The 17,080-nt window shown below is 39.1% G+C and carries 22 protein-coding genes, 1 other RNA gene and 1 riboswitch; of the genes, 18 read left to right on the top strand and 5 right to left on the bottom strand.

Going from position 1 to position 17,080, the window contains the following annotated elements:
- The first annotated feature begins 295 nt into the window (after positions 1 to 295).
- The 3 genes from H2672_RS16480 to H2672_RS16470 all read left to right on the top strand — a co-directional run bounded on the left by H2672_RS16480 (position 296) and on the right by H2672_RS16470 (position 2,196).
- Entirely contained in the window at positions 296 to 706 is a 411-nt protein-coding gene (locus H2672_RS16480) for a zinc metalloprotease (RefSeq protein WP_186673164.1), read from the top strand.
- 146 nt (positions 707 to 852) lie between these two features.
- Positions 853 to 1,494 (top strand): Type 1 glutamine amidotransferase-like domain-containing protein, encoded by a 642-nt coding sequence (locus H2672_RS16475; protein ID WP_186673162.1) that lies wholly within the window; start codon positions 853 to 855, stop codon positions 1,492 to 1,494.
- Between the two features lie 417 nt (positions 1,495 to 1,911).
- A complete protein-coding gene (locus tag H2672_RS16470) occupies positions 1,912 to 2,196 on the top strand; it encodes a hypothetical protein (protein ID WP_186673205.1) in 285 nt (94 codons plus the stop codon).
- Between the two features lie 242 nt (positions 2,197 to 2,438).
- On the opposite strand, the gene H2672_RS16465 is transcribed toward H2672_RS16470, so the two are convergent.
- A complete protein-coding gene (locus H2672_RS16465; protein WP_186673204.1) occupies positions 2,439 to 3,401 on the bottom strand; it encodes a M23 family metallopeptidase in 963 nt (320 codons plus the stop codon).
- A gap of 228 nt (positions 3,402 to 3,629) precedes the next feature.
- On the opposite strand from H2672_RS16465, the gene H2672_RS16460 reads away from it, so the two are divergent.
- From H2672_RS16460 to H2672_RS16445, 4 genes are all read left to right on the top strand, one after another.
- Positions 3,630 to 4,139 (top strand): DUF3231 family protein, encoded by a 510-nt coding sequence (locus H2672_RS16460; protein ID WP_186673159.1) that lies wholly within the window; start codon positions 3,630 to 3,632, stop codon positions 4,137 to 4,139.
- A 108-nt stretch (positions 4,140 to 4,247) separates the two neighbouring features.
- The gene (locus H2672_RS16455; RefSeq protein WP_186673157.1) at positions 4,248 to 5,042 is read left to right on the top strand and encodes a GNAT family N-acetyltransferase; all 795 of its coding nucleotides are present in this window, start codon (positions 4,248 to 4,250) and stop codon (positions 5,040 to 5,042) included.
- Positions 5,043 to 5,154: 112 nt separating this feature from the next.
- On the top strand, positions 5,155 to 5,472 hold the full coding sequence (locus H2672_RS16450; RefSeq protein WP_186673155.1) for a thioredoxin family protein: 318 nt from the start codon (positions 5,155 to 5,157) through the stop codon (positions 5,470 to 5,472).
- A gap of 86 nt (positions 5,473 to 5,558) precedes the next feature.
- The gene (locus H2672_RS16445) at positions 5,559 to 6,263 is read left to right on the top strand and encodes a gamma-glutamyl-gamma-aminobutyrate hydrolase family protein (protein ID WP_186673153.1); all 705 of its coding nucleotides are present in this window, start codon (positions 5,559 to 5,561) and stop codon (positions 6,261 to 6,263) included.
- A gap of 64 nt (positions 6,264 to 6,327) precedes the next feature.
- Here the strand turns inward: H2672_RS16445 and H2672_RS16440 are convergent, their stop codons facing one another.
- The 3 genes from H2672_RS16440 to ssrS all read right to left on the bottom strand — a co-directional run bounded on the left by H2672_RS16440 (position 6,328) and on the right by ssrS (position 8,297).
- Positions 6,328 to 7,053 carry a glycerophosphodiester phosphodiesterase gene (locus H2672_RS16440; RefSeq protein ID WP_186673151.1) on the bottom strand — a complete coding sequence of 242 codons (726 nt, stop codon included), beginning with the start codon at positions 7,051 to 7,053 and terminating at the stop codon, positions 6,328 to 6,330.
- A gap of 420 nt (positions 7,054 to 7,473) precedes the next feature.
- The gene (locus H2672_RS16435) at positions 7,474 to 8,031 is read right to left on the bottom strand and encodes an SLOG family protein (RefSeq protein WP_186673202.1); all 558 of its coding nucleotides are present in this window, start codon (positions 8,029 to 8,031) and stop codon (positions 7,474 to 7,476) included.
- A gap of 74 nt (positions 8,032 to 8,105) precedes the next feature.
- Positions 8,106 to 8,297: non-coding RNA, 6S RNA (ssrS, locus tag H2672_RS16430), on the bottom strand.
- Between the two features lie 146 nt (positions 8,298 to 8,443).
- Here ssrS and H2672_RS16425 point away from each other — a divergent pair.
- The 8 genes from H2672_RS16425 to H2672_RS16390 all read left to right on the top strand — a co-directional run bounded on the left by H2672_RS16425 (position 8,444) and on the right by H2672_RS16390 (position 14,086).
- Entirely contained in the window at positions 8,444 to 8,923 is a 480-nt protein-coding gene (locus tag H2672_RS16425; protein ID WP_186673149.1) for a metal-dependent hydrolase, read from the top strand.
- Positions 8,924 to 9,002: 79 nt separating this feature from the next.
- The gene (locus H2672_RS16420) at positions 9,003 to 9,875 is read left to right on the top strand and encodes a YitT family protein (protein ID WP_186673147.1); all 873 of its coding nucleotides are present in this window, start codon (positions 9,003 to 9,005) and stop codon (positions 9,873 to 9,875) included.
- 129 nt (positions 9,876 to 10,004) lie between these two features.
- Positions 10,005 to 10,454 (top strand): GNAT family N-acetyltransferase, encoded by a 450-nt coding sequence (locus H2672_RS16415; RefSeq protein WP_186673144.1) that lies wholly within the window; start codon positions 10,005 to 10,007, stop codon positions 10,452 to 10,454.
- A 79-nt stretch (positions 10,455 to 10,533) separates the two neighbouring features.
- Positions 10,534 to 11,040 (top strand): GNAT family N-acetyltransferase, encoded by a 507-nt coding sequence (locus H2672_RS16410; RefSeq protein ID WP_186673142.1) that lies wholly within the window; start codon positions 10,534 to 10,536, stop codon positions 11,038 to 11,040.
- A 351-nt stretch (positions 11,041 to 11,391) separates the two neighbouring features.
- Positions 11,392 to 12,045 (top strand): SIMPL domain-containing protein, encoded by a 654-nt coding sequence (locus tag H2672_RS16405; protein ID WP_186673140.1) that lies wholly within the window; start codon positions 11,392 to 11,394, stop codon positions 12,043 to 12,045.
- A 96-nt stretch (positions 12,046 to 12,141) separates the two neighbouring features.
- Positions 12,142 to 12,507, top strand: a complete 366-nt coding sequence (locus H2672_RS16400) for a hypothetical protein (protein WP_186673138.1) — start codon at positions 12,142 to 12,144, stop codon at positions 12,505 to 12,507.
- Positions 12,508 to 12,536: 29 nt separating this feature from the next.
- Entirely contained in the window at positions 12,537 to 13,292 is a 756-nt protein-coding gene (locus tag H2672_RS16395; RefSeq protein ID WP_186673135.1) for an NUDIX hydrolase, read from the top strand.
- Complete coding sequence (locus H2672_RS16390) at positions 13,289 to 14,086, top strand: PP2C family serine/threonine-protein phosphatase (RefSeq protein ID WP_186673133.1); 798 nt, start codon at positions 13,289 to 13,291, stop codon at positions 14,084 to 14,086. Before H2672_RS16395 ends, H2672_RS16390 begins: the two co-directional genes overlap by 4 nt.
- A gap of 174 nt (positions 14,087 to 14,260) precedes the next feature.
- On the opposite strand, the gene H2672_RS16385 is transcribed toward H2672_RS16390, so the two are convergent.
- Positions 14,261 to 14,440 (bottom strand): hypothetical protein, encoded by a 180-nt coding sequence (locus tag H2672_RS16385; protein WP_186673132.1) that lies wholly within the window; start codon positions 14,438 to 14,440, stop codon positions 14,261 to 14,263.
- A gap of 184 nt (positions 14,441 to 14,624) precedes the next feature.
- A riboswitch (SAM riboswitch) is annotated at positions 14,625 to 14,732 on the top strand.
- Positions 14,733 to 14,834: 102 nt separating this feature from the next.
- Between H2672_RS16385 and metA the strand changes: the two genes are divergently transcribed.
- The 3 genes from metA (at position 14,835) to H2672_RS16370 (ending at position 17,001) form a co-directional block, all read left to right on the top strand.
- Positions 14,835 to 15,743: a homoserine O-acetyltransferase MetA gene (gene metA / locus H2672_RS16380; protein WP_186673131.1), complete on the top strand. Its 909-nt coding sequence runs from the start codon at positions 14,835 to 14,837 to the stop codon at positions 15,741 to 15,743.
- 61 nt (positions 15,744 to 15,804) lie between these two features.
- A complete protein-coding gene (locus H2672_RS16375) occupies positions 15,805 to 16,563 on the top strand; it encodes a hypothetical protein (protein WP_186673130.1) in 759 nt (252 codons plus the stop codon).
- Positions 16,564 to 16,743: 180 nt separating this feature from the next.
- Entirely contained in the window at positions 16,744 to 17,001 is a 258-nt protein-coding gene (locus H2672_RS16370; RefSeq protein ID WP_222439435.1) for a PepSY domain-containing protein, read from the top strand.
- Positions 17,002 to 17,080: the final 79 nt, after the last annotated feature.

The following is a 17,080-nucleotide window of genomic DNA, read 5'->3' as shown; positions in this document are numbered from 1 at the left end:
TTTAGGCAAGTACCGAAACAAGAGTAACGAGGTTTTTTGATAGAGAAACTACAGATCTATTCGCTATAGCGGGTAGGTCCTAGTTTTGATGGTGTATGCATTTCTATGGTTTTTTCAATAAAAAGGTAACAGATTTGAGGTGGATTTCACGGGGGGAACCTTCAGAGTTATTGGAAACTAGTAGTGATTTACAATCTATATAAATTCTTGAGGTGAGTTGGAAATGGTTTCATTTTTCCTTTTTTATTTAATAGGAATACCTGTTTCCGTGCTTTTACATGAGGTGGGTCACGCAATGGGCGTAATAATATTTACTAAAGAAAAACCGCATGTATATCTTGGTTCCGCAAATGATTCAAATAAGAAAAACTTTCAAATTGGAAGGATACAATTCTACATGAATTGGGCATGTTTTGGTTTCTGTGCCGTGAAAAACAAGACAAACTTCTCGAAACTTCAAAACATCATGGTTTTGATAGGCGGGCCAATCGTCTCTCTGGTGCTGTTTGTTACCGCTTATCTTGCGAAGGCAGAAGTAACACATTTTGAAACCAAGAACTTTCTAAATGGAATTATTTACTGTAATCTCTTCATGTTTATCTTCACGATTATTCCCATTAGATACCCCAATTGGTGGAAACCTTATGCGGGACTTCCTTCGGATGGTTATCAAATTCTTATGTTATTAAAAAGGGGAATTAATTAAAGATAGGGTTGGTAAGAACGATGGAATTGGCGGCTAAACTGTGATAAGGTAGGGGTTTTTCGTATAATTTATTGTTCGTTTTTTTATTGAACTCTGCATCACTTATAAAGTCATTGGACAATTTAATAGAATTGAGGGATGGAATTTTGAAAGATAGACATTTGTTTTTATTTGGAGGAAGTCCGCCGTTTGATAAAATTCTTGGAAGAAAGTTTGCAAACCTTTCCTTAAACGATAATGGGAAAGTAGCGATTTTATTTATTGAAAAAGATGGTTGGGAAGAATATATGAGAAAATATAAAAGTGTTTTGGAGGAAAATGGCTTAGTTCAATTTACTTATCTACCACTTACTTCGAAACCTTCAAAAAGCACTATAGAGGAGCTGATTTCTTGCACTGGAATAATTATTTGTGGAGGAGAAACGGAGCTTTATCATAACTATATCGTTGAGACATCAATGGCTAAACATATTAGAGAGATGTATGAACAGGGCGTTCCGGTATCAGGATTTTCAGCAGGTGCTTTAATTTGTCCCGATAACTGTGTGATACCCCCAATAGATAACACGGAAAATAAGCATCAATTTCTCAATGGACTTGGGCTAATAAAGGATTGTTGTATTAGTGTCCATTTTACTAAATGGGATGAAGAAGAAAACTTGAAAACTGCTTTAGCTAGAACCCAGTTATCAATAGGTTATGGAATTGATGATGAAGCAGGAATCTATTTTAAAAATGAAACACTTTCACTAAGGGAAGGGAAAATATTTAATTTTGTTATTGACTAAAAAAGTACCCCTTTACTTGAAGAAGAAACCTGGAAATTGGCATTTAGGTGAGAACGGGGCGGATTTATTTACGATGATACATATTCGAAATTAAATAGCATCGATGTGATTACTAACGGGTTCGGTACATAGGGAGAAAACGTTAAAAAGCATAGCATATGGGGACGCAATTCACACTTGAATTAGTGTCCCTATTTTTGTTGGTATATCAATGTTAATGGGGATTATCAATAGAAAATAGCATTACAATTGGTAAACGAATTAACAACAGCACATAAATTTATGTGCCCCTGCTAATTGCGGTGATAATAAGCTTGTTAATTGGAGGTTTGAAAAGTTTCTTTGTAAATATGGAACCCTTTACTATCCCCTCCGTCTTAATTAATAACAATTTTCAGTGTGAATGGAGGTATAATTATCTGGATAATATTGGGTCTTGTCGCAATAATAGCAACTTGTATAAATCTTTATATGTATGTGATAGGCAAAGATTATAAATTGGCAATGGCAATGGGATTATCATTTACAGCACTAACACTTGTTGCAGAATACAGTACGGTGTCCGATTGGGTAGAGGTGAAAGATTGGTCTGCATTATTAGATGTAGTACCTACGATGGAAACAGCCTTATGGGTTTTGACGATTATATCGATTTTATTAAATATAACTCCTATACTCTTAGAGTTAAAAAACAAAAAATAACTATTATGTTAATTTTAATTTGCAACTAATGGGCGCGTTTGCGGAATAAAGGATAGGATAGGATAGGATAGGACAAGAAAAAAATGCACAGGCATAATAATCTGGGCATTTTTTTCTTGCTTTTTCTACCATTAATTTGGATGCGAATCATATGCTAATTCAGTTGCTAGTTGCGGTGCGTTTTTGTATTTTCTCCCCATCAACCGAACCCGTTATGTGATTATTCATGCTTTATGCTTAATTCATTTTTGCTTGTCTTGTCGTTCCCAAATTCTAAGCGAAGGATACGGATCAAAAGCCCATTCTGTTCGACCGTTATATTTGTACATCCCATAGTGGAGATGAGGAGGGAATCGGCCGGACGTCCCTGCTTTTCCATAACCTGAGCTTCCTACTGAACCAATGATGGTCTTTGGCTCAACGATGTCGCCTTCTTTCAAGTCTTTATTGAAATAAGCTAAATGGGCAAAATAATGGTACGTATTATGGGTGTCACGAATGCCGACCCTCCAACCTCCGAAGTCATTCCACCCCATTATTTCGATAACCCCGTAAGATGTGGCTCGAACTGGGGTACCATATCCGGCGAATAAATCGGTCCCCTCATGAATCCTTCTGCCACCCCACCCTCTGCTAGCACCCCATGTCCCTTTGTAACTGTAATTGTAATTAGTTGGAACAGGAAAGGCGTGTTCATCCAAGTCCAGCGTTTCAAAGTGCTTATATAGTTTTGCAATCGTCATAATTTGTTTAACTGTGTCTTCGCGCTGATAATAATCCCATATCGCCAACTTGAAATCTTCCTCGGCTTGCCCATATCCGCTTAAATAAGTTGCCATTGTATAGAGGATGTCTTCTGCAACGTTTGGATCAGCTAAACCGTCATCATTGCCGTCGAGTCCATTCCCGTTAAAGTAAGCAATCGATTCAGGAAGGATGTCTTCTTTATCAGGGTTTAGTAGACCTGTCCAATAATCATCAGGAAATTGAATGGCGATGGGTCCTTCTTTCTTTGGAATATCTGTTCGAACTTGTTGGATGTTACGTTCAAATTGATCAACGGCCGCTAAATAATACCAAGGGACAGAAACGTTTTCGAACCGTAAATATAGACGCATTCGTTCTGCTAGGATATTTTCTTTTGTCGGCTCCTCTTTTGCCGAAACAACCGTCAAAAACAGAAAAGACAATGCAATGACATACATCGGTAAGATAAACCAGTGACGCACAAAAAAACCTCCTCTAAATACATATGTTATTTAGAATTCCCCAAATGGATTTATTCATGAGTGTATTATAGGAAAAAACAATTCAGAACTGAAGTCGAATTGACATGGTGACTGTCACTTTAAAAATTGACGTATATTAATGTTTTCCTTTCACATAATACAGTTGAAGTCCATTACACAAGTGGAGAGAAAAGGAGAGATAAATTGGGTATTTTAAATGGTAATCCAAAAGATGAACCATTGCACTATGGTGAAGTACTAGGATCGTGGGCATATGTTGGGGCAAATAATGGGCTAATCAGTGCTTATGAAGGATTTGTTAATCATGCAGGTGACGAGGAGCTTATCGAACTTTTAAAAGAAGCGATAAAAACGATGAAATCGGAAAACAAACAACTTGAAACCATTTTAAAAGAGAATGGAATTGCATTGCCACCGTCATTGCCAGAGCGTCCAAAAGCGAATGCGGAGGATATACCGGTTGGTGCAAGGTTTATGGATCCTGAAATCAGCGGTGCCATCTCGATAAACGTCGGACAAGCTCTCGTGTCTTGCAGTCTAGTGATGGGGCAATGCCTTCGGGAAGACATTGCAATGATGTTCGGGAAATTCCATACGGATAAAATGCTGTTCGGTTTTAAATTATTAAGAATGAACAAAGAAAAAGGGTGGATTATTCCGCCCCCGCTCCATAAGGGTTCTCCCAGTCAGTAACGAAACGAAAAGGACTTTGTCATTAAGTTGACAAGGTCCTTTTCATATTGCGTAATGAAAGTCTTATATGGTAAGCTATTCCATAAAACTTGACGAGGGATGATTCAGATGATTCGACAGCTTATGGAAGCAGACAGGAGAGTTACATTGAATTTCGTTTCTCAGAAGCCAGCGGAAAATCTTTTTATCATAGGGGATATTGAAGCGTATGGATTTACTAATCAGATTCAGAAAATATGGGGCGATTTTATCGAAGATGGTGAGTTACGGGGTATCTTATTAAAATATGATGGAAATTTCATTGTCTATGCGCCGGGGGAATTCGATGCAAAAGGGTTTGCTGAAATTATCAATCATGATGAAAAGTACGAGTTCATTTCAGGAATCGAGCAGATCGTTATTAAATTGGAACCGTATTTGACTAGTAAACCGTCAAATCCACGTGTACTTTATTATGCTAAATGTGAGCATGTTAAGGATTTGCAAGAAGTTCCTGCACAAATTGAAGTGAAGAAAGCTACGCCCGATGACGCGGAACGAATAATCGAACAAATGTATGGAATACCCGAATTTGCTACGAGAACGTTCAGTGTTGAACATAAACGTGAGTCACTTAGTAATAAATCTGCGCGTACGTACTTCATCGAGGAAGATGGGCGGTTAATAAGTTCCGCATCGAGCACAGCGGAAAACAGCCAATCTGCCATGATTGTTGGCGTTGGTACTCTGTCGGGATACGAGAAAAAAGGGTTAGCTTCGTTTTGTATGTCTGTACTTTGTGCCGAATTGCTTGATGAGGGTAAGATGCTCTGTCTTTTCTATGATAATCCTGCCGCAGGCTCCATCTATAAACGAATTGGTTTTGTCGATATTGGCAAATGGTGCATGTGGAGTTTCGAATAACAGAATGATTTAGGCAATATACGTCTATAATTCACTGAAAATAGTAAATAGTGGCTTTGTTAATGATATAATAAAATCGTGTTTGTTAACTAAAAATTAGGAGTGATTTCAATTGGAAAAACTACAATCAATGGAACAATTCGATAAACTGAAAAATGAGGAGAGAACAATGTTCATGTTTTCCGCAGATTGGTGCCCCGACTGTAGAGTAATTGAGCCGTTATTGCCTGGAATCCAAGCAGATTATCCGGAATATAGTTTCATTCTTGTTGACCGTGATGAGTTTATAGATCTATGTGGAGACCTTGATATTTTTGGAATTCCAAGTTTTATCGCATTCCATAGCGGTGTTGAAGCGGGTCGTTTTGTGAGCAAGGACCGCAAATCGCAAAAGGAAATCGAAGAATTTATTAACAGCCTTTCCGCTTAAATTAAGGGGAGGTACCGTTCGTCGAAAGGGCATGTGCAAACTATACGGGTGCGTAAGAATATACTAGTTATCAGGGGGATTAGTGGATGAAACCAATTATTGGAATAACGACGGATTTTGAAGAAGACGGTAGAAATATATTAAAAAACACATATGTACAGGCAGTTATTCGAGCGGGTGGATTGCCTATGATTATTCCAGTCGGGTTGGAGGAAGACGTTGATCAACTGGTCGAAATGCTTGATGGTCTTCTATTATCTGGGGGAAATGACGTCAATCCGATGTTGTTTAATGAGGAGCCACATGCGCATCTTGGAGAAGTTTCACCAAGCAGAGATTCAAGCGAGCTGGAACTTGCGCGTCAAATGCTCAAAACGGGGAAACCGATTCTTGGCATTTGTAGAGGGCTGCAAGTACTGAACGTCGCAGTTGGTGGAACATTATACCAAGATCTTCATAAACAAAACGATGGGCCAATTCTTCAACACATACAAAAAGCACCCAACACGCATTCTTCCCATTATGTTCAAGTAGAAAAAGGAAGTTTGCTTGAATCAATTGCGGGAAGTGAACGCATTCAGGTGAATTCATATCATCATCAATCGCTAAAGGATGTACCGTCAGTTTTCAAAGTTACTGGTGTAGCGAGCGATGGTATTGTGGAGGCAATTGAAAGTACGGACGAACAATTCGTATTTGGCGTTCAATGGCATCCTGAAGCATTGTCGGAAAAAGGGGATGCTGTGTCCATACGAATATTTGAAAGATTTATTAGCGCGTGTGCTAATTAAGGAGAATAAAGTAGGGATAACGCCGTCAATAGAATGAGTGAATAGAAAAAGCTGGGCTTCTTGCTCAGCTTTTTCTATCCAAATAAATCATCATTTTCTCGGGGTAATCAGTAAATAGTGCGGTGACACCGACTTTCCTTAGTACTTTCGCATACTTTTCTTCATTAACAGTGAAGACACGAACAGCGACCCCTTCATCTACGACTTTCCTCATAGATGGACGGACAGCGGATGGTAATGAAATATGGAGTGCATCGGCAGGGATAGTACGCATATAATCGAGCGGGTCGACTAATACCTCCATAAACAAAGCGGCAGTTTCGATGTGTGGTGCAATTTTTTTCACCGCTCGAACAGCTTCATGATCGAATGATGAAATAACGACACGTGAATCGAGTTTCATCTTCTGAACCATTGCAACAACTTTCTCCGGCATCCCCTCGTAAGGAAAAATATCCGATTTTAGTTCGATATTCAGATGGTGAGAAGTCTCCAAGAAAACTTCGAGTACTTCATGTAAAGTCGGTATAGGTTCACCACGGAATTCATCGGAAAACCAACCGCCGAAATCAAACGACCTTAACTCCGCAAGTGTCATATCTTTCACAAAACCTTGGCCATTCGATGTTCTAGCTATTGTTTCATCATGAATGACAACCAGTTCACTGTCTTTTGTCAAATGAACATCAAATTCTACGCCGTAAATAGGAAGCCTAGCAGCTTCGTGGAAGGCGGCAAGTGAATTTTCTGGATGTGTGCCGGACGAACCGCGATGTGCATAAATATCCATTATTAAGACCACCATCCTTTTGTTGCTATTGTAATATGTGTTTAACAGCAACGCAATAATAAGTCCGATTAGAAAATGAAATTGGAAAAGGGATGCCCTCGATTGAGGACATCCCTTTGTTTTGTCAGGTAACACTATACTTTTGAATTTAATTTTTCATCCCGATAATTCGGGGAATAATTTCCATAGAAAGGATAAGCTTTCAGAGCCGCGGTCATTGTTCCACTGGGTGCTTTCTAACTTAAGCAACGTAAACCCTGCCTACTTTTACGTCCTTGCGACCCTTTAGTCGCGCCAGTGTGAATAAGTATTCTCAAAAACAGTACGTAGAATGCCAGATATTCAAATCTTAAGCATTACCTTATTGTTAACGGAACTATCATACCATGTAGTGCAGAAAGTGTCAAGGAATCGGAAACCTCATTGCCATTCGTCCATTTGTTCTTCTTCCGCAATCATTTGCAAGTCGTCCGCGCTAATTGTTAGGACTTGATAATCGGAACGTTCCGCATACTTTTCAGCTGCCTTCTTCACGAACTTTGGTGAACCATCATTTTCTTCATCATAGACAATGAGTATTCCATCAGAATTGCGCATGAAAAATTTATCTTTTTCGATAAATTGCCATGGAGCTTCATACGGCCTTTTCGTAAGGCTCGTATGATAGTCTGCTTTAGCGATGAGGGTATGATACTTTTCCTTTTTCATATCGTTCCAATTTTTCTCTTGGTCTGTGAAAGGAGTAATAACGGCATATTTCAAATCTGTATATTCTTTTTTCAAATCAATAACGACCTCGGCTGCCCATGCTTCGATTCCTAGTTGCCCGCTAATAATTACCCACTCCAACCCATCGTCGAGTAAGGCTACGAGCCGTTTTTCTAATGCCTTCTTTATAAATCGGACGCCAGGATGCTTGTCATCGAATATGCCGAGTTCATGGGGTTTATAACCCGTGACCACCAATCGTTTGAGAATGATGTCCGCCCCCTTCGAATTTATAATAAAAAAACCAGCTTCCAATGGAAACCAGTTTTGTTTAAATTATTAAAATAACAGCCGCCTTTGCCGTATGGTCTTAGAAAGTTTTAAACCACCACTTCTCCAAGTGGGTGTTCGCAGAAACAATCCTGTATGTCCCAGTTATCGAAAGAACTGGGTATGCCATTCCTGTTTCTAGGTAAAACTCCCGATTACAGCTTAAGGGTTAAAACTTAATATTTATACGCACAACGCAGCTTGTAAATATAGTGTACATCATCCGCTTTGTATTTTCAAATGAAATAGTTGGAAATCTATTGTGAACCAGCCGAAATGTTTCCGTGCTAGGAAACGCAACAACGCTTATACTAGTATAGTAAAGAATATAGCTGATAAATGGAGGATAAGCATGACGGGGAAAACACACATCGTAGGCGGCATTGCAGCAGGTCTTGCTTATGCACAAATTACAAATTATGATCCGATTATAATGCTTGGGGCAGGGATAGTAGGCGCGTTACTTCCTGACATTTGTCATACCGGCAGTAAAATTGGACGGAAATTTAAGCTGTTATCAAAACTCATCAGTATGCTATTTGGACATCGTACATTTACACATAGTTTGTTGTTCTTAGTGATCATCGCCACGTTACTGAATTCATTTATTCCGAATGAGGCTGTGAAGGCAGGGGTTTTAGCGGGAATGGTGAGTCATTACGTATTAGACATGGCAACGAAAAACGGTATTAAACTGCTTTTCCCACTCAGCATGACAGTCCGCTTTCCATTGACGACAAGAACCGGAAGCAAGGTAGAAAGCGCGGTGTTCAGTGTTCTAGCGCTTTTATCATTCTATTTTGGCTATGAAGCATTCAGTTATTATCTATAACTTAACTCATTTTCGAAAAAAAACGATGTCATAGCCCGCTTTTTGTTAGAATGGAAAGGGTGAAAGGGGGCCGTGAAAAATGGCAATACAAAAGTTTAGAAAAACGGTCTTATTTGAATATATACAGATCATCTTTGGTGCTGCACTCGTTGGTCTAGCCTTTACTATTTTCCTGTTACCGTCCAGGCTAGCGGCGGGCGGCGTTTCAGGGATTAGTACAATACTATATGAACTCTTCCAATTCAATCCGGCTTATGTGCAGTGGCTCATTAATATTCCGTTACTAATACTAGGGGTCTTGCTTGTCGGCAAGGAATTCAGTATGAAAACGCTTGTTGGGACGTTCTTTGTTCCGTTTGTCATCTGGCTCACGACTGACATAAAGCTTTCCGTAGACAATCCATTGTTAAGTGCTATTTACGGCGGGATCATGCTGGGTGTCGGACTCGGCATTGTGTACAGGGCAAACGGCTCTACGGGCGGTACTGCTTTAATCGCTCAATTGGTCAAGAAATACACGGGTCTTTCGAGTGGTTTTTCGCAATTGCTCGTAGATGGACTAGTTGTGGTTACATCAGCATTCGTCTTCAATTTTGAACTTGCGCTTTACGCAATGATGGCGATTTATGTTACGAGCAAAGTAATCGATTTTGTTCAGTTGCAAACGTCGCCGACCAAATTGGTTCTCATCATTACGGATAAAGAAGAGAAAGTTCAAAGTATTATTAACAACGATATCAATCGCGGATTAACAAAAATTAAAACCATAGGCGGTTACTCCAATCAAGAAAAAACAATGATTTTATGTGTCGTTGAACAATCGGAAGCTGTATACTTTAAGAAATTACTTCAAACACAAGAACCGACCTCATTTGTAATCTTCTTAAATGCGTCGGAGATACTCGGTCGCGGCTTTTCTAGGGCCCAATATGATGAAGACGATGTGAAATGAAATCGAAAAAATGACCTGTTGCGGAAACTTTCGCATACAGGTCATTTTTAATAATTATAAAGGTTTTTTTACCTGATTTGTCGAAATAGACTGTATGTTGCAATCATTTGATTGATAGGAGGAATAGAAATGACGTACAAAGTGGAGCAAGTTGAGGATTTAAAGGCAATTGATATCTCTCATTTAGTGAAAGAAAGCGAAACGGAGGGGTACCGATTTTTAACACGACTAGTCAATGATTATGAGGATGGAACAAATACGTTCAACAAACCGGGTGAAGCACTGTTAGCTGTTCAAAATCAAGACGGTGAGGTAGTAGCGATCGGTGGGGTAAACCAATCACCTTTTTCCGAAGATACACAAGTTGCACGTTTGCAGCGATTTTACGTTTTAGACGATGCCAGGCGGCAAGGTGTAGGCTCACTTTTACTGAAGGAAATTGTTGACCATTCACGCGATGCATTCAAAGAAGTAACAGTGCGGACAGAATCTTCAAAAGCAGATGCTTTTTATAGGGCAAACGGATTCGAATTGGATGACTCGGCTTCTGAGACGACCCATTTGATGAAGTTGCAATAGGTGTTAGTAGAATCGTTTCTGTGCATTGCATGGGAACGATTCTTATTTAAATGGTCGAATCTTTGGGGTGGAGATTGGAATGTTAATTCGAAAAGCAAATATAGAGGATACGGCAGGTATAACGAAAGTCCAAGTGGATAGTTGGAGAACAACATTCAAAGGGATTGTGCCGGATGATTTTTTGGAAAACCTATCATACGATAAACGGGAGCCTATTTGGAAGCGTGCAGTTATGGAAAATAATTTATACATAGTAGAAGATGAAAATGGTCATGTGATTGGATTTTCTGTTGGCGGAAAAGAACGTACCGGCAATTATAAATCGTATTCAGGCGAAGTATATTCAATATTCATATTGAAAGAGCACCAAGGAACAGGAATTGGGCGATTACTGGTCAAGTCAGTAGTAGAGGATTTAAAGAAAAAGAAGTTAAATTCAATGCTTATATGGGTTATCGAAGAAAATCCGGCTTGCCGATTTTATGAAGCATTAGGTGGAAAGAAAATTGATACTCGGGAAATTGAAATTGGTGGAAAGAAGTTGAGTGAAGTCGCATATGGTTGGGATGATATAGCTAATTGTTGATAGATGTATAACCATTTGTTCGTAACGAATGGAATCCACTTAGTAAGGGAATGAGAAAATACGGAAGGTGAAAAGAATACTCAGTATTATTAATCTTTTAATTATCGCTTTCTGTGTTGTCATTGTGTCTGGCTCTTGGTTTTTTCATTTGGTTGTTATGAAAAGGAAGTACATTATTGCCAAAGAAATAAAAAAGCGATTTGAAGTGAATTGGCGGTAATGTAAACAGCGAGTTTTTTAAATTCCTGAAAAAAGGATGCATCCCCGTTAATTACTACGGCAAATATCTTTTCAAGACAATCAGCATACTATCTAAGATAGCATAATGATTCTCGGGAAAGGTGGAGACATATGTATTATCCTCATGTGCAACAAATGACCTGCCGGCAACCCCGGGTTATGACTGTTACTGGAATCGGAAGTCTTAAAATAACGCCGGATATCGCTCAAATCCAGTTGGAAGTCAGTACTGAAAACAAACAACTTAATCATGCACAAAAAGAAAATGCTTATGAAATGAATCAGGTTATCGATTCGTTATTGAAATTGGGAATTGACAGAGAGAATATACAAACGGTTTCTTACACTATAGTTCCCCAATACAACTATATTGAAGGCGAGCAAGTATTTAGAGGATACGAAGTTACGAATGCGATTACAGTAAAAATCACAGATATTGATCAAGTTGGAAATGTTATAGATATGGCTGTCCAGAATGGGGCAAATAGGGTATCAAATATTCAGTTCAAGGTTGAAAATGAACATTTGGAATATCAAAAAGCATTGAGCCTTGCACTAAAAAATGCTTTAGCCAAAGCGCAAACAATTGCTGGGACAATGCAGCTGCAACTTGATCCCCATCCAATTAAAATCGTTGAGGAATTAAGAGCAGAACCCGTTGTTGCGTATCGAACATTTGCAGCGAAGGAAATGACTGGCTCCACACCGATTGAACAGGGACAGATTACGATTAGCGCTACGGTTAAAGTGCAATTTCAGTATTAAAATATCAGCGTAAAATAGATGGATACTATTTTACGCTGACATAAAAAATCGACATCAAAACGAATACTGACTAAAAATTAAAGGAGTGAGGAAGTTATGGGAACTAAAAAACCATCTAGTTATCAATCACCTATTGCGCGGATATTTGACAAGTTTTCACAGCAACGAGACGTATCGTTGATTTATGGTGAACCGATTAGTTTTGAAAACAAAAAAGTCCTTCCGGTAGCAAAGATTAATTATATTGTTGGCGGGGGAGGTGGATATTCTGGTGAAACAGGTGGTTCTTCAGTTGCACAAGGTGAGGGAGGCGGGGGGCGTATCTTCGTTAAACCTTTAGGTGTCTACGAGATTGATGCGGAAAAAGTGAAGTTCAGACCAATCATTGACTTCAAATTCACTTTAACCCTAGTTGCTGTATCTACGTTGGGCCTAGTTTGGTTATTGAAAAAGGCTCGCTGACAATTTATTCGTATAGGGGGAATTATTGAATGTTGTATCGCAGAAAAACGTACACGATAGAACCAGCGATGTACGAAACGTTTACCCACTTTTTTCACACCTATTTGCTACCGAATCAGCTGACGCATGGAGCGCAGTTGGTTGGACGGTGGGTCAATGAAGAACAGACGGAAATAATGGCTATGTGGTCATATGATAATAGGGCTCATTACGAGACAGTTAACATTGGCATTCGGGCATCGGCAATGCATGCTGAAGCGCAAAATTATCGAAAATCATTAGCCGAATTATTTATTTCATCAAACGAAGATTTTTTCTCTTCGACGGGGGATTATGGTCAATCAAGACAAATCCTTGCTGTTAGTGGTTACATTGTCAATGAGGAAGGACACGTATTACTGGTACGGAACAATCACCGAAATGATACATATGAAATGCCTGGTGGGCGACTTGAGCTTGGTGAAACCTTGAAAGAAGCGGTTAAACGGGAAGTGTTGGAAGAAACGGGTATCCACGCTGAAATCGGTGATATGACGGGTGTTTATCAAAATATCACGTCAGGTATCATCTGCATGGTTTTTCGTGGGAGTGTCATATCGGGTGTACCAGCTGCGCAGCCTCCTGAAACGATTGACGCACAATTTGTTGACTTTGATAAAGAACAAGTAGAAGAATGGTTAAAACGTCCGCAATTTGCATCTAGGGTGAATGATGCCCGAAATAATGAGTCGATTGCTTATGAAAGTTATGAAGTGAGACCATATCGACTGATCGAGCGCTCATGAATAATCTCTCTTGGGTTGGAAGTGAAGAGGACTTTGTCGATGAACGGGATGTTCGGTGGGTTAATCGTTTGGCGGTTGGTCGTTTTGGAGGTAATTCTTCAGCGGGACAAACCAAGAATGAAGATGGCTGCATTATTTGGCAAAATGAGGATTGGGAATTCGCGGCTATTTTGGATGCACATAAAAGTGCAGAAAGTGCGAAACTTGTCATTGACACACTTGAACAGCATAAAGAAGATTTTGTAGAAATTTTAGAAATGAAGGATTCTCTGGATTTTAAATATTTGGAAGTGAAACTACTTGAAATTTTTCAATCCGAGAAATTTCTGGATAAATGCAGGCGTGTCACAGGAGAAACGGCTTGTCTCATCGTTGTCAGGAAAGCTAATTATGTATGGTGGTTTTCCGTTGGAGATTGCCTAGCATATGTATTACATCAGGACCTGATAGCCCTGAACCAATTTCAACTCAATCAAAGGCAGTTCTTTGAGTGGATTGGTCAAGTGAATACGTTTGGGCAAGCAGTACCATGCTACACGTCGGGGACGAGAGAATTGAGAAGAGGGAACAACCTTATTTTATTGACGACTGATGGTTTAGTGGAATGCCCGGGGGAACCTTTTTCGGATCCGTCAAATCTTGTTGCTGCGCTGAATGAAAAAGAACTTGATGAAGGTATTTCGCAGCTGTTGATGGAAATCGAAAGACAGAATGTACGGGACAGTACAACAATTATTGCGTGGAATGTGGAAGTAGAAAAGGAAGGCAGCATCCCGAGCAATCATTTTGGGTGAAGGGGAAAATCGCAGGAGGAAAAGAATTTGAAATCACCTGAGTTAAATGAAATCAAAGCCCTTTTTATCCGATATAGGCTAAGGATAAATAAAACCCCCCGCACAAGAATGATACTTGTGCGAGGTCTTATCTTTTACATGGCGGTTTTTAGTGGATTTTCTTTAGAATAGAATTCATTTTCTCTTCTTTTCATTTGCGTTCATTCGTTCGCGTTTTGGTTGCAGGGAACGGAGTTCAGCAAACTCGCGAGCCATTTCTTCTTTCATGTCAGCCGGTTTTATTTTTTGGTTTTTCGGCGTTTGTGGTAATGACCGTGCGTTATTTCCACCAGTTTTGTTGTCATCTCTTCCCATTCTAACAGCTCCTTTCTTTTTTTCAGTGCCTTGTTATTATGGCTTTCTAAAGAGATATTATTCAGCAACTATTCATGTTGAATTAACGTGAAAATTAAATTAAATTTATTTCTTTCGGTAATTATCATCGAAAAAGACGGTTTACAATAGTGATTTTAATAGTATAATAGTAAATAATTGAATATTCTTATCAAGAGAAGCTGAGGGATATGGCCCTATGAAGCTTCAGCAACCTCTGACATTGTCAGGAAGGTGCTACCTCCAACAAGATTTTTTTCTTGAGAGATAAGAACAGAGAGCCAAAATAAACCCTCTTTTTTCTTGTCTTATAGAAAAGTGGGTTTTTTATGTTGAATAAAGAGATTAAACCAAAGTGAATAGGGAGAGATGACAGATGCCGATCAACATACCAAAACAATTGCCAGCAGGGGAACTATTGAAGAAGGAAAAAATATTCGTGATGGATGAGGAACGCGCAACATCCCAAGATATACGTCCTATGAACATCGCCATTTTAAATTTAATGCCTGAAAAAGAAAGAACCGAGTTGCAGCTGCTACGTCTATTAGGGAATACACCGCTACAAGTAAATGTTACGTTTTTGAACACAGCCACTCATGATTCAAAAAACGTTAGTAAAACACATTTAAATGCATTTTATACGACATTTGAACAAGTGAAACATCGTCGTTTCGACGGATTAATCATTACGGGTGCCCCAATAGAACATTTGGAATTTGAAGACGTTAATTACTGGAAAGAAATAACGGAGATTATGGAATGGTCAAAAGAACATGTAACTTCTGTTTTACATATTTGTTGGGGTGCTCAAGCGGCACTTTATCACCATTATGGAATCGAGAAATTTGAATTGCCGAAAAAATGCTCAGGCGTTTTTACGCATCGCCTATCCGATCCGACGATTAATCTTGCGCGTGGCTTTAATGATGAATTTAAAGCACCACATTCACGTTATACATCCGTTTCAACAGAGGAAATAGAAAATGAACCTCGTCTACACTTACTTGCCAAATCAGAGGACGCAGGGGCATTCATCGTCATCTCTAAAGACAGTAAACATATTATGATTACAGGTCATTTGGAATATGATGCGGATACGCTGGCGGAAGAATATGCACGTGATTTGCAAAAAGGAGTTGCCATTGATATCCCGGAAAACTATTTTCCAAATGATGATCCAAGCAAAGAACCATTGAATACGTGGCGCTCTCATACCCACCTGCTCTTCTCCAACTGGCTTAATTATTATGTGTATCAAGAAACACCTTATGAATGGGAATAACTTCTCAATGACCCTTTTGTCGTGAATTGCATAAGCTAATACGATAAGGGGGTTATGAGGGATGGGGTTGTTTATTAACCGAAATGGGCACCCAGATGTATTTGAAAATAATGTAGACATTCTAGGGAAGAACCAGGAACACTGCAAAATAGATCCATTAGCGGAATGGATGAAGGAACAAAGCGAAGCGACTCACTCAGTTGGCGATCAGTTCAATATCATGGAAACCTTACTTAAGCAACAGAAGAATTCACAATCCAATCAATTGAAATCAATCCATAATCGTTTGAATGAAATCAAGAAAAGTGATATCCGGCATGAAAAGTTTGGAAATGATGTTATGGAATCATTAAAAAAAGTAGAAACAAAAAACGAAATGTTACAACGTACGTTAAAGCATGAGCGAATAATAAATCGAGAATTCATCGAGAAAGTGAATGTGGTCAGCCAGACAAATGAAGAAATTGTCAATCGTATGGAAACACTGACTTCTGCAAATGAGGAAGTTGTGGTCAAAATGAATGAACAGTTAGATTACCAAAAGCTATTGTCCGAGCAAATAATGATTCAAGAAGATGTACAAAAAGAAATGATGAGTAGGTTGGACAACCAAGAAGGGATGCTAGGGAAAATAATAAGGCAACTGGATTATCTGCGCTTTGTCCTATTCGAGCGAACCCACTTTTTATCTGGAAAAATAGAGGGTAGCTATAGCATGACGTCTTCATATATATCCAAATTATTGACTAGATCGGATCAAGTTTCAACGCGTTTTCCGTTGAGTCAAAAGCAGGAAGAAAGAGAGAAGAACGTTGATTGAAAGGTATGGCTTTTTAATGATGAAATACATCATCATAATTAAGCAAGCCCCAAGTGCAAATCATGTACTTAGGCCAGATTAATTGTCTTTTCAGTTATAAGTTCAGAGATTCAGCACATTTTCGCCGATCCTTGAATAGAATCTTAAGGACAACGGGGGAATCGAATTGGAGGAGATTGGGTGACAAATCAAAATCGACATGATCAAAATCAACATTGGCATGAACATTATCAGAACCCACAATACCGAAGGATTACAATCAATCAGGCGATGGCCATTGCATTGGAACGTGTTCCAGGCCAGGTCGTAAAAGCGGAATTGGATTACGACGATGGAATGTTAGTATATGAAATTGACGTAAGAACGGCAGAAGGTTATAAGTATGAAGTGAAAATTGATGCAAATACAGGTGCAATCCTCAGAGTGAAACTAGATTAAAGAAATAGTTTGTGAAAAGCCACGGATGGTACCATTCGTGGCTTTCATTTTTTTGATGTCTAGGAAATTATGAAGAATT

It is taken from the genome of Sporosarcina sp. BP05, from assembly GCF_014282005.1.
GTDB lineage: Bacteria > Bacillota > Bacilli > Bacillales_A > Planococcaceae > Sporosarcina.
Note: the sequence above shows the minus strand (reverse complement) of the source record. Positions and strands in the feature narration are given on the sequence as shown.

What these genes read in the sequence shown, in the direction of transcription:
- H2672_RS16480 (WP_186673164.1), top strand. Translation starts at nt 296, where the DNA reads ATGGGCGTAATAATATTTACTAAAGAAAAACCGCATGTATATCTTGGT.
- H2672_RS16465 (WP_186673204.1), bottom strand. Translation starts at nt 3,401, where the DNA reads ATGTATGTCATTGCATTGTCTTTTCTGTTTTTGACGGTTGTTTCGGCA.
- H2672_RS16455 (WP_186673157.1), top strand. Translation starts at nt 4,248, where the DNA reads ATGATTCGACAGCTTATGGAAGCAGACAGGAGAGTTACATTGAATTTC.
- H2672_RS16445 (WP_186673153.1), top strand. Translation starts at nt 5,559, where the DNA reads ATGAAACCAATTATTGGAATAACGACGGATTTTGAAGAAGACGGTAGA.
- H2672_RS16440 (WP_186673151.1), bottom strand. Translation starts at nt 7,053, where the DNA reads ATGGATATTTATGCACATCGCGGTTCGTCCGGCACACATCCAGAAAAT.
- H2672_RS16425 (WP_186673149.1), top strand. Translation starts at nt 8,444, where the DNA reads ATGACGGGGAAAACACACATCGTAGGCGGCATTGCAGCAGGTCTTGCT.
- H2672_RS16420 (WP_186673147.1), top strand. Translation starts at nt 9,003, where the DNA reads ATGGCAATACAAAAGTTTAGAAAAACGGTCTTATTTGAATATATACAG.
- H2672_RS16415 (WP_186673144.1), top strand. Translation starts at nt 10,005, where the DNA reads ATGACGTACAAAGTGGAGCAAGTTGAGGATTTAAAGGCAATTGATATC.
- H2672_RS16410 (WP_186673142.1), top strand. Translation starts at nt 10,534, where the DNA reads ATGTTAATTCGAAAAGCAAATATAGAGGATACGGCAGGTATAACGAAA.
- H2672_RS16405 (WP_186673140.1), top strand. Translation starts at nt 11,392, where the DNA reads ATGTATTATCCTCATGTGCAACAAATGACCTGCCGGCAACCCCGGGTT.
- H2672_RS16400 (WP_186673138.1), top strand. Translation starts at nt 12,142, where the DNA reads ATGGGAACTAAAAAACCATCTAGTTATCAATCACCTATTGCGCGGATA.
- H2672_RS16395 (WP_186673135.1), top strand. Translation starts at nt 12,537, where the DNA reads ATGTTGTATCGCAGAAAAACGTACACGATAGAACCAGCGATGTACGAA.
- H2672_RS16390 (WP_186673133.1), top strand. Translation starts at nt 13,289, where the DNA reads ATGAATAATCTCTCTTGGGTTGGAAGTGAAGAGGACTTTGTCGATGAA.
- H2672_RS16385 (WP_186673132.1), bottom strand. Translation starts at nt 14,440, where the DNA reads ATGGGAAGAGATGACAACAAAACTGGTGGAAATAACGCACGGTCATTA.
- metA (WP_186673131.1), top strand. Translation starts at nt 14,835, where the DNA reads ATGCCGATCAACATACCAAAACAATTGCCAGCAGGGGAACTATTGAAG.
- H2672_RS16375 (WP_186673130.1), top strand. Translation starts at nt 15,805, where the DNA reads ATGGGGTTGTTTATTAACCGAAATGGGCACCCAGATGTATTTGAAAAT.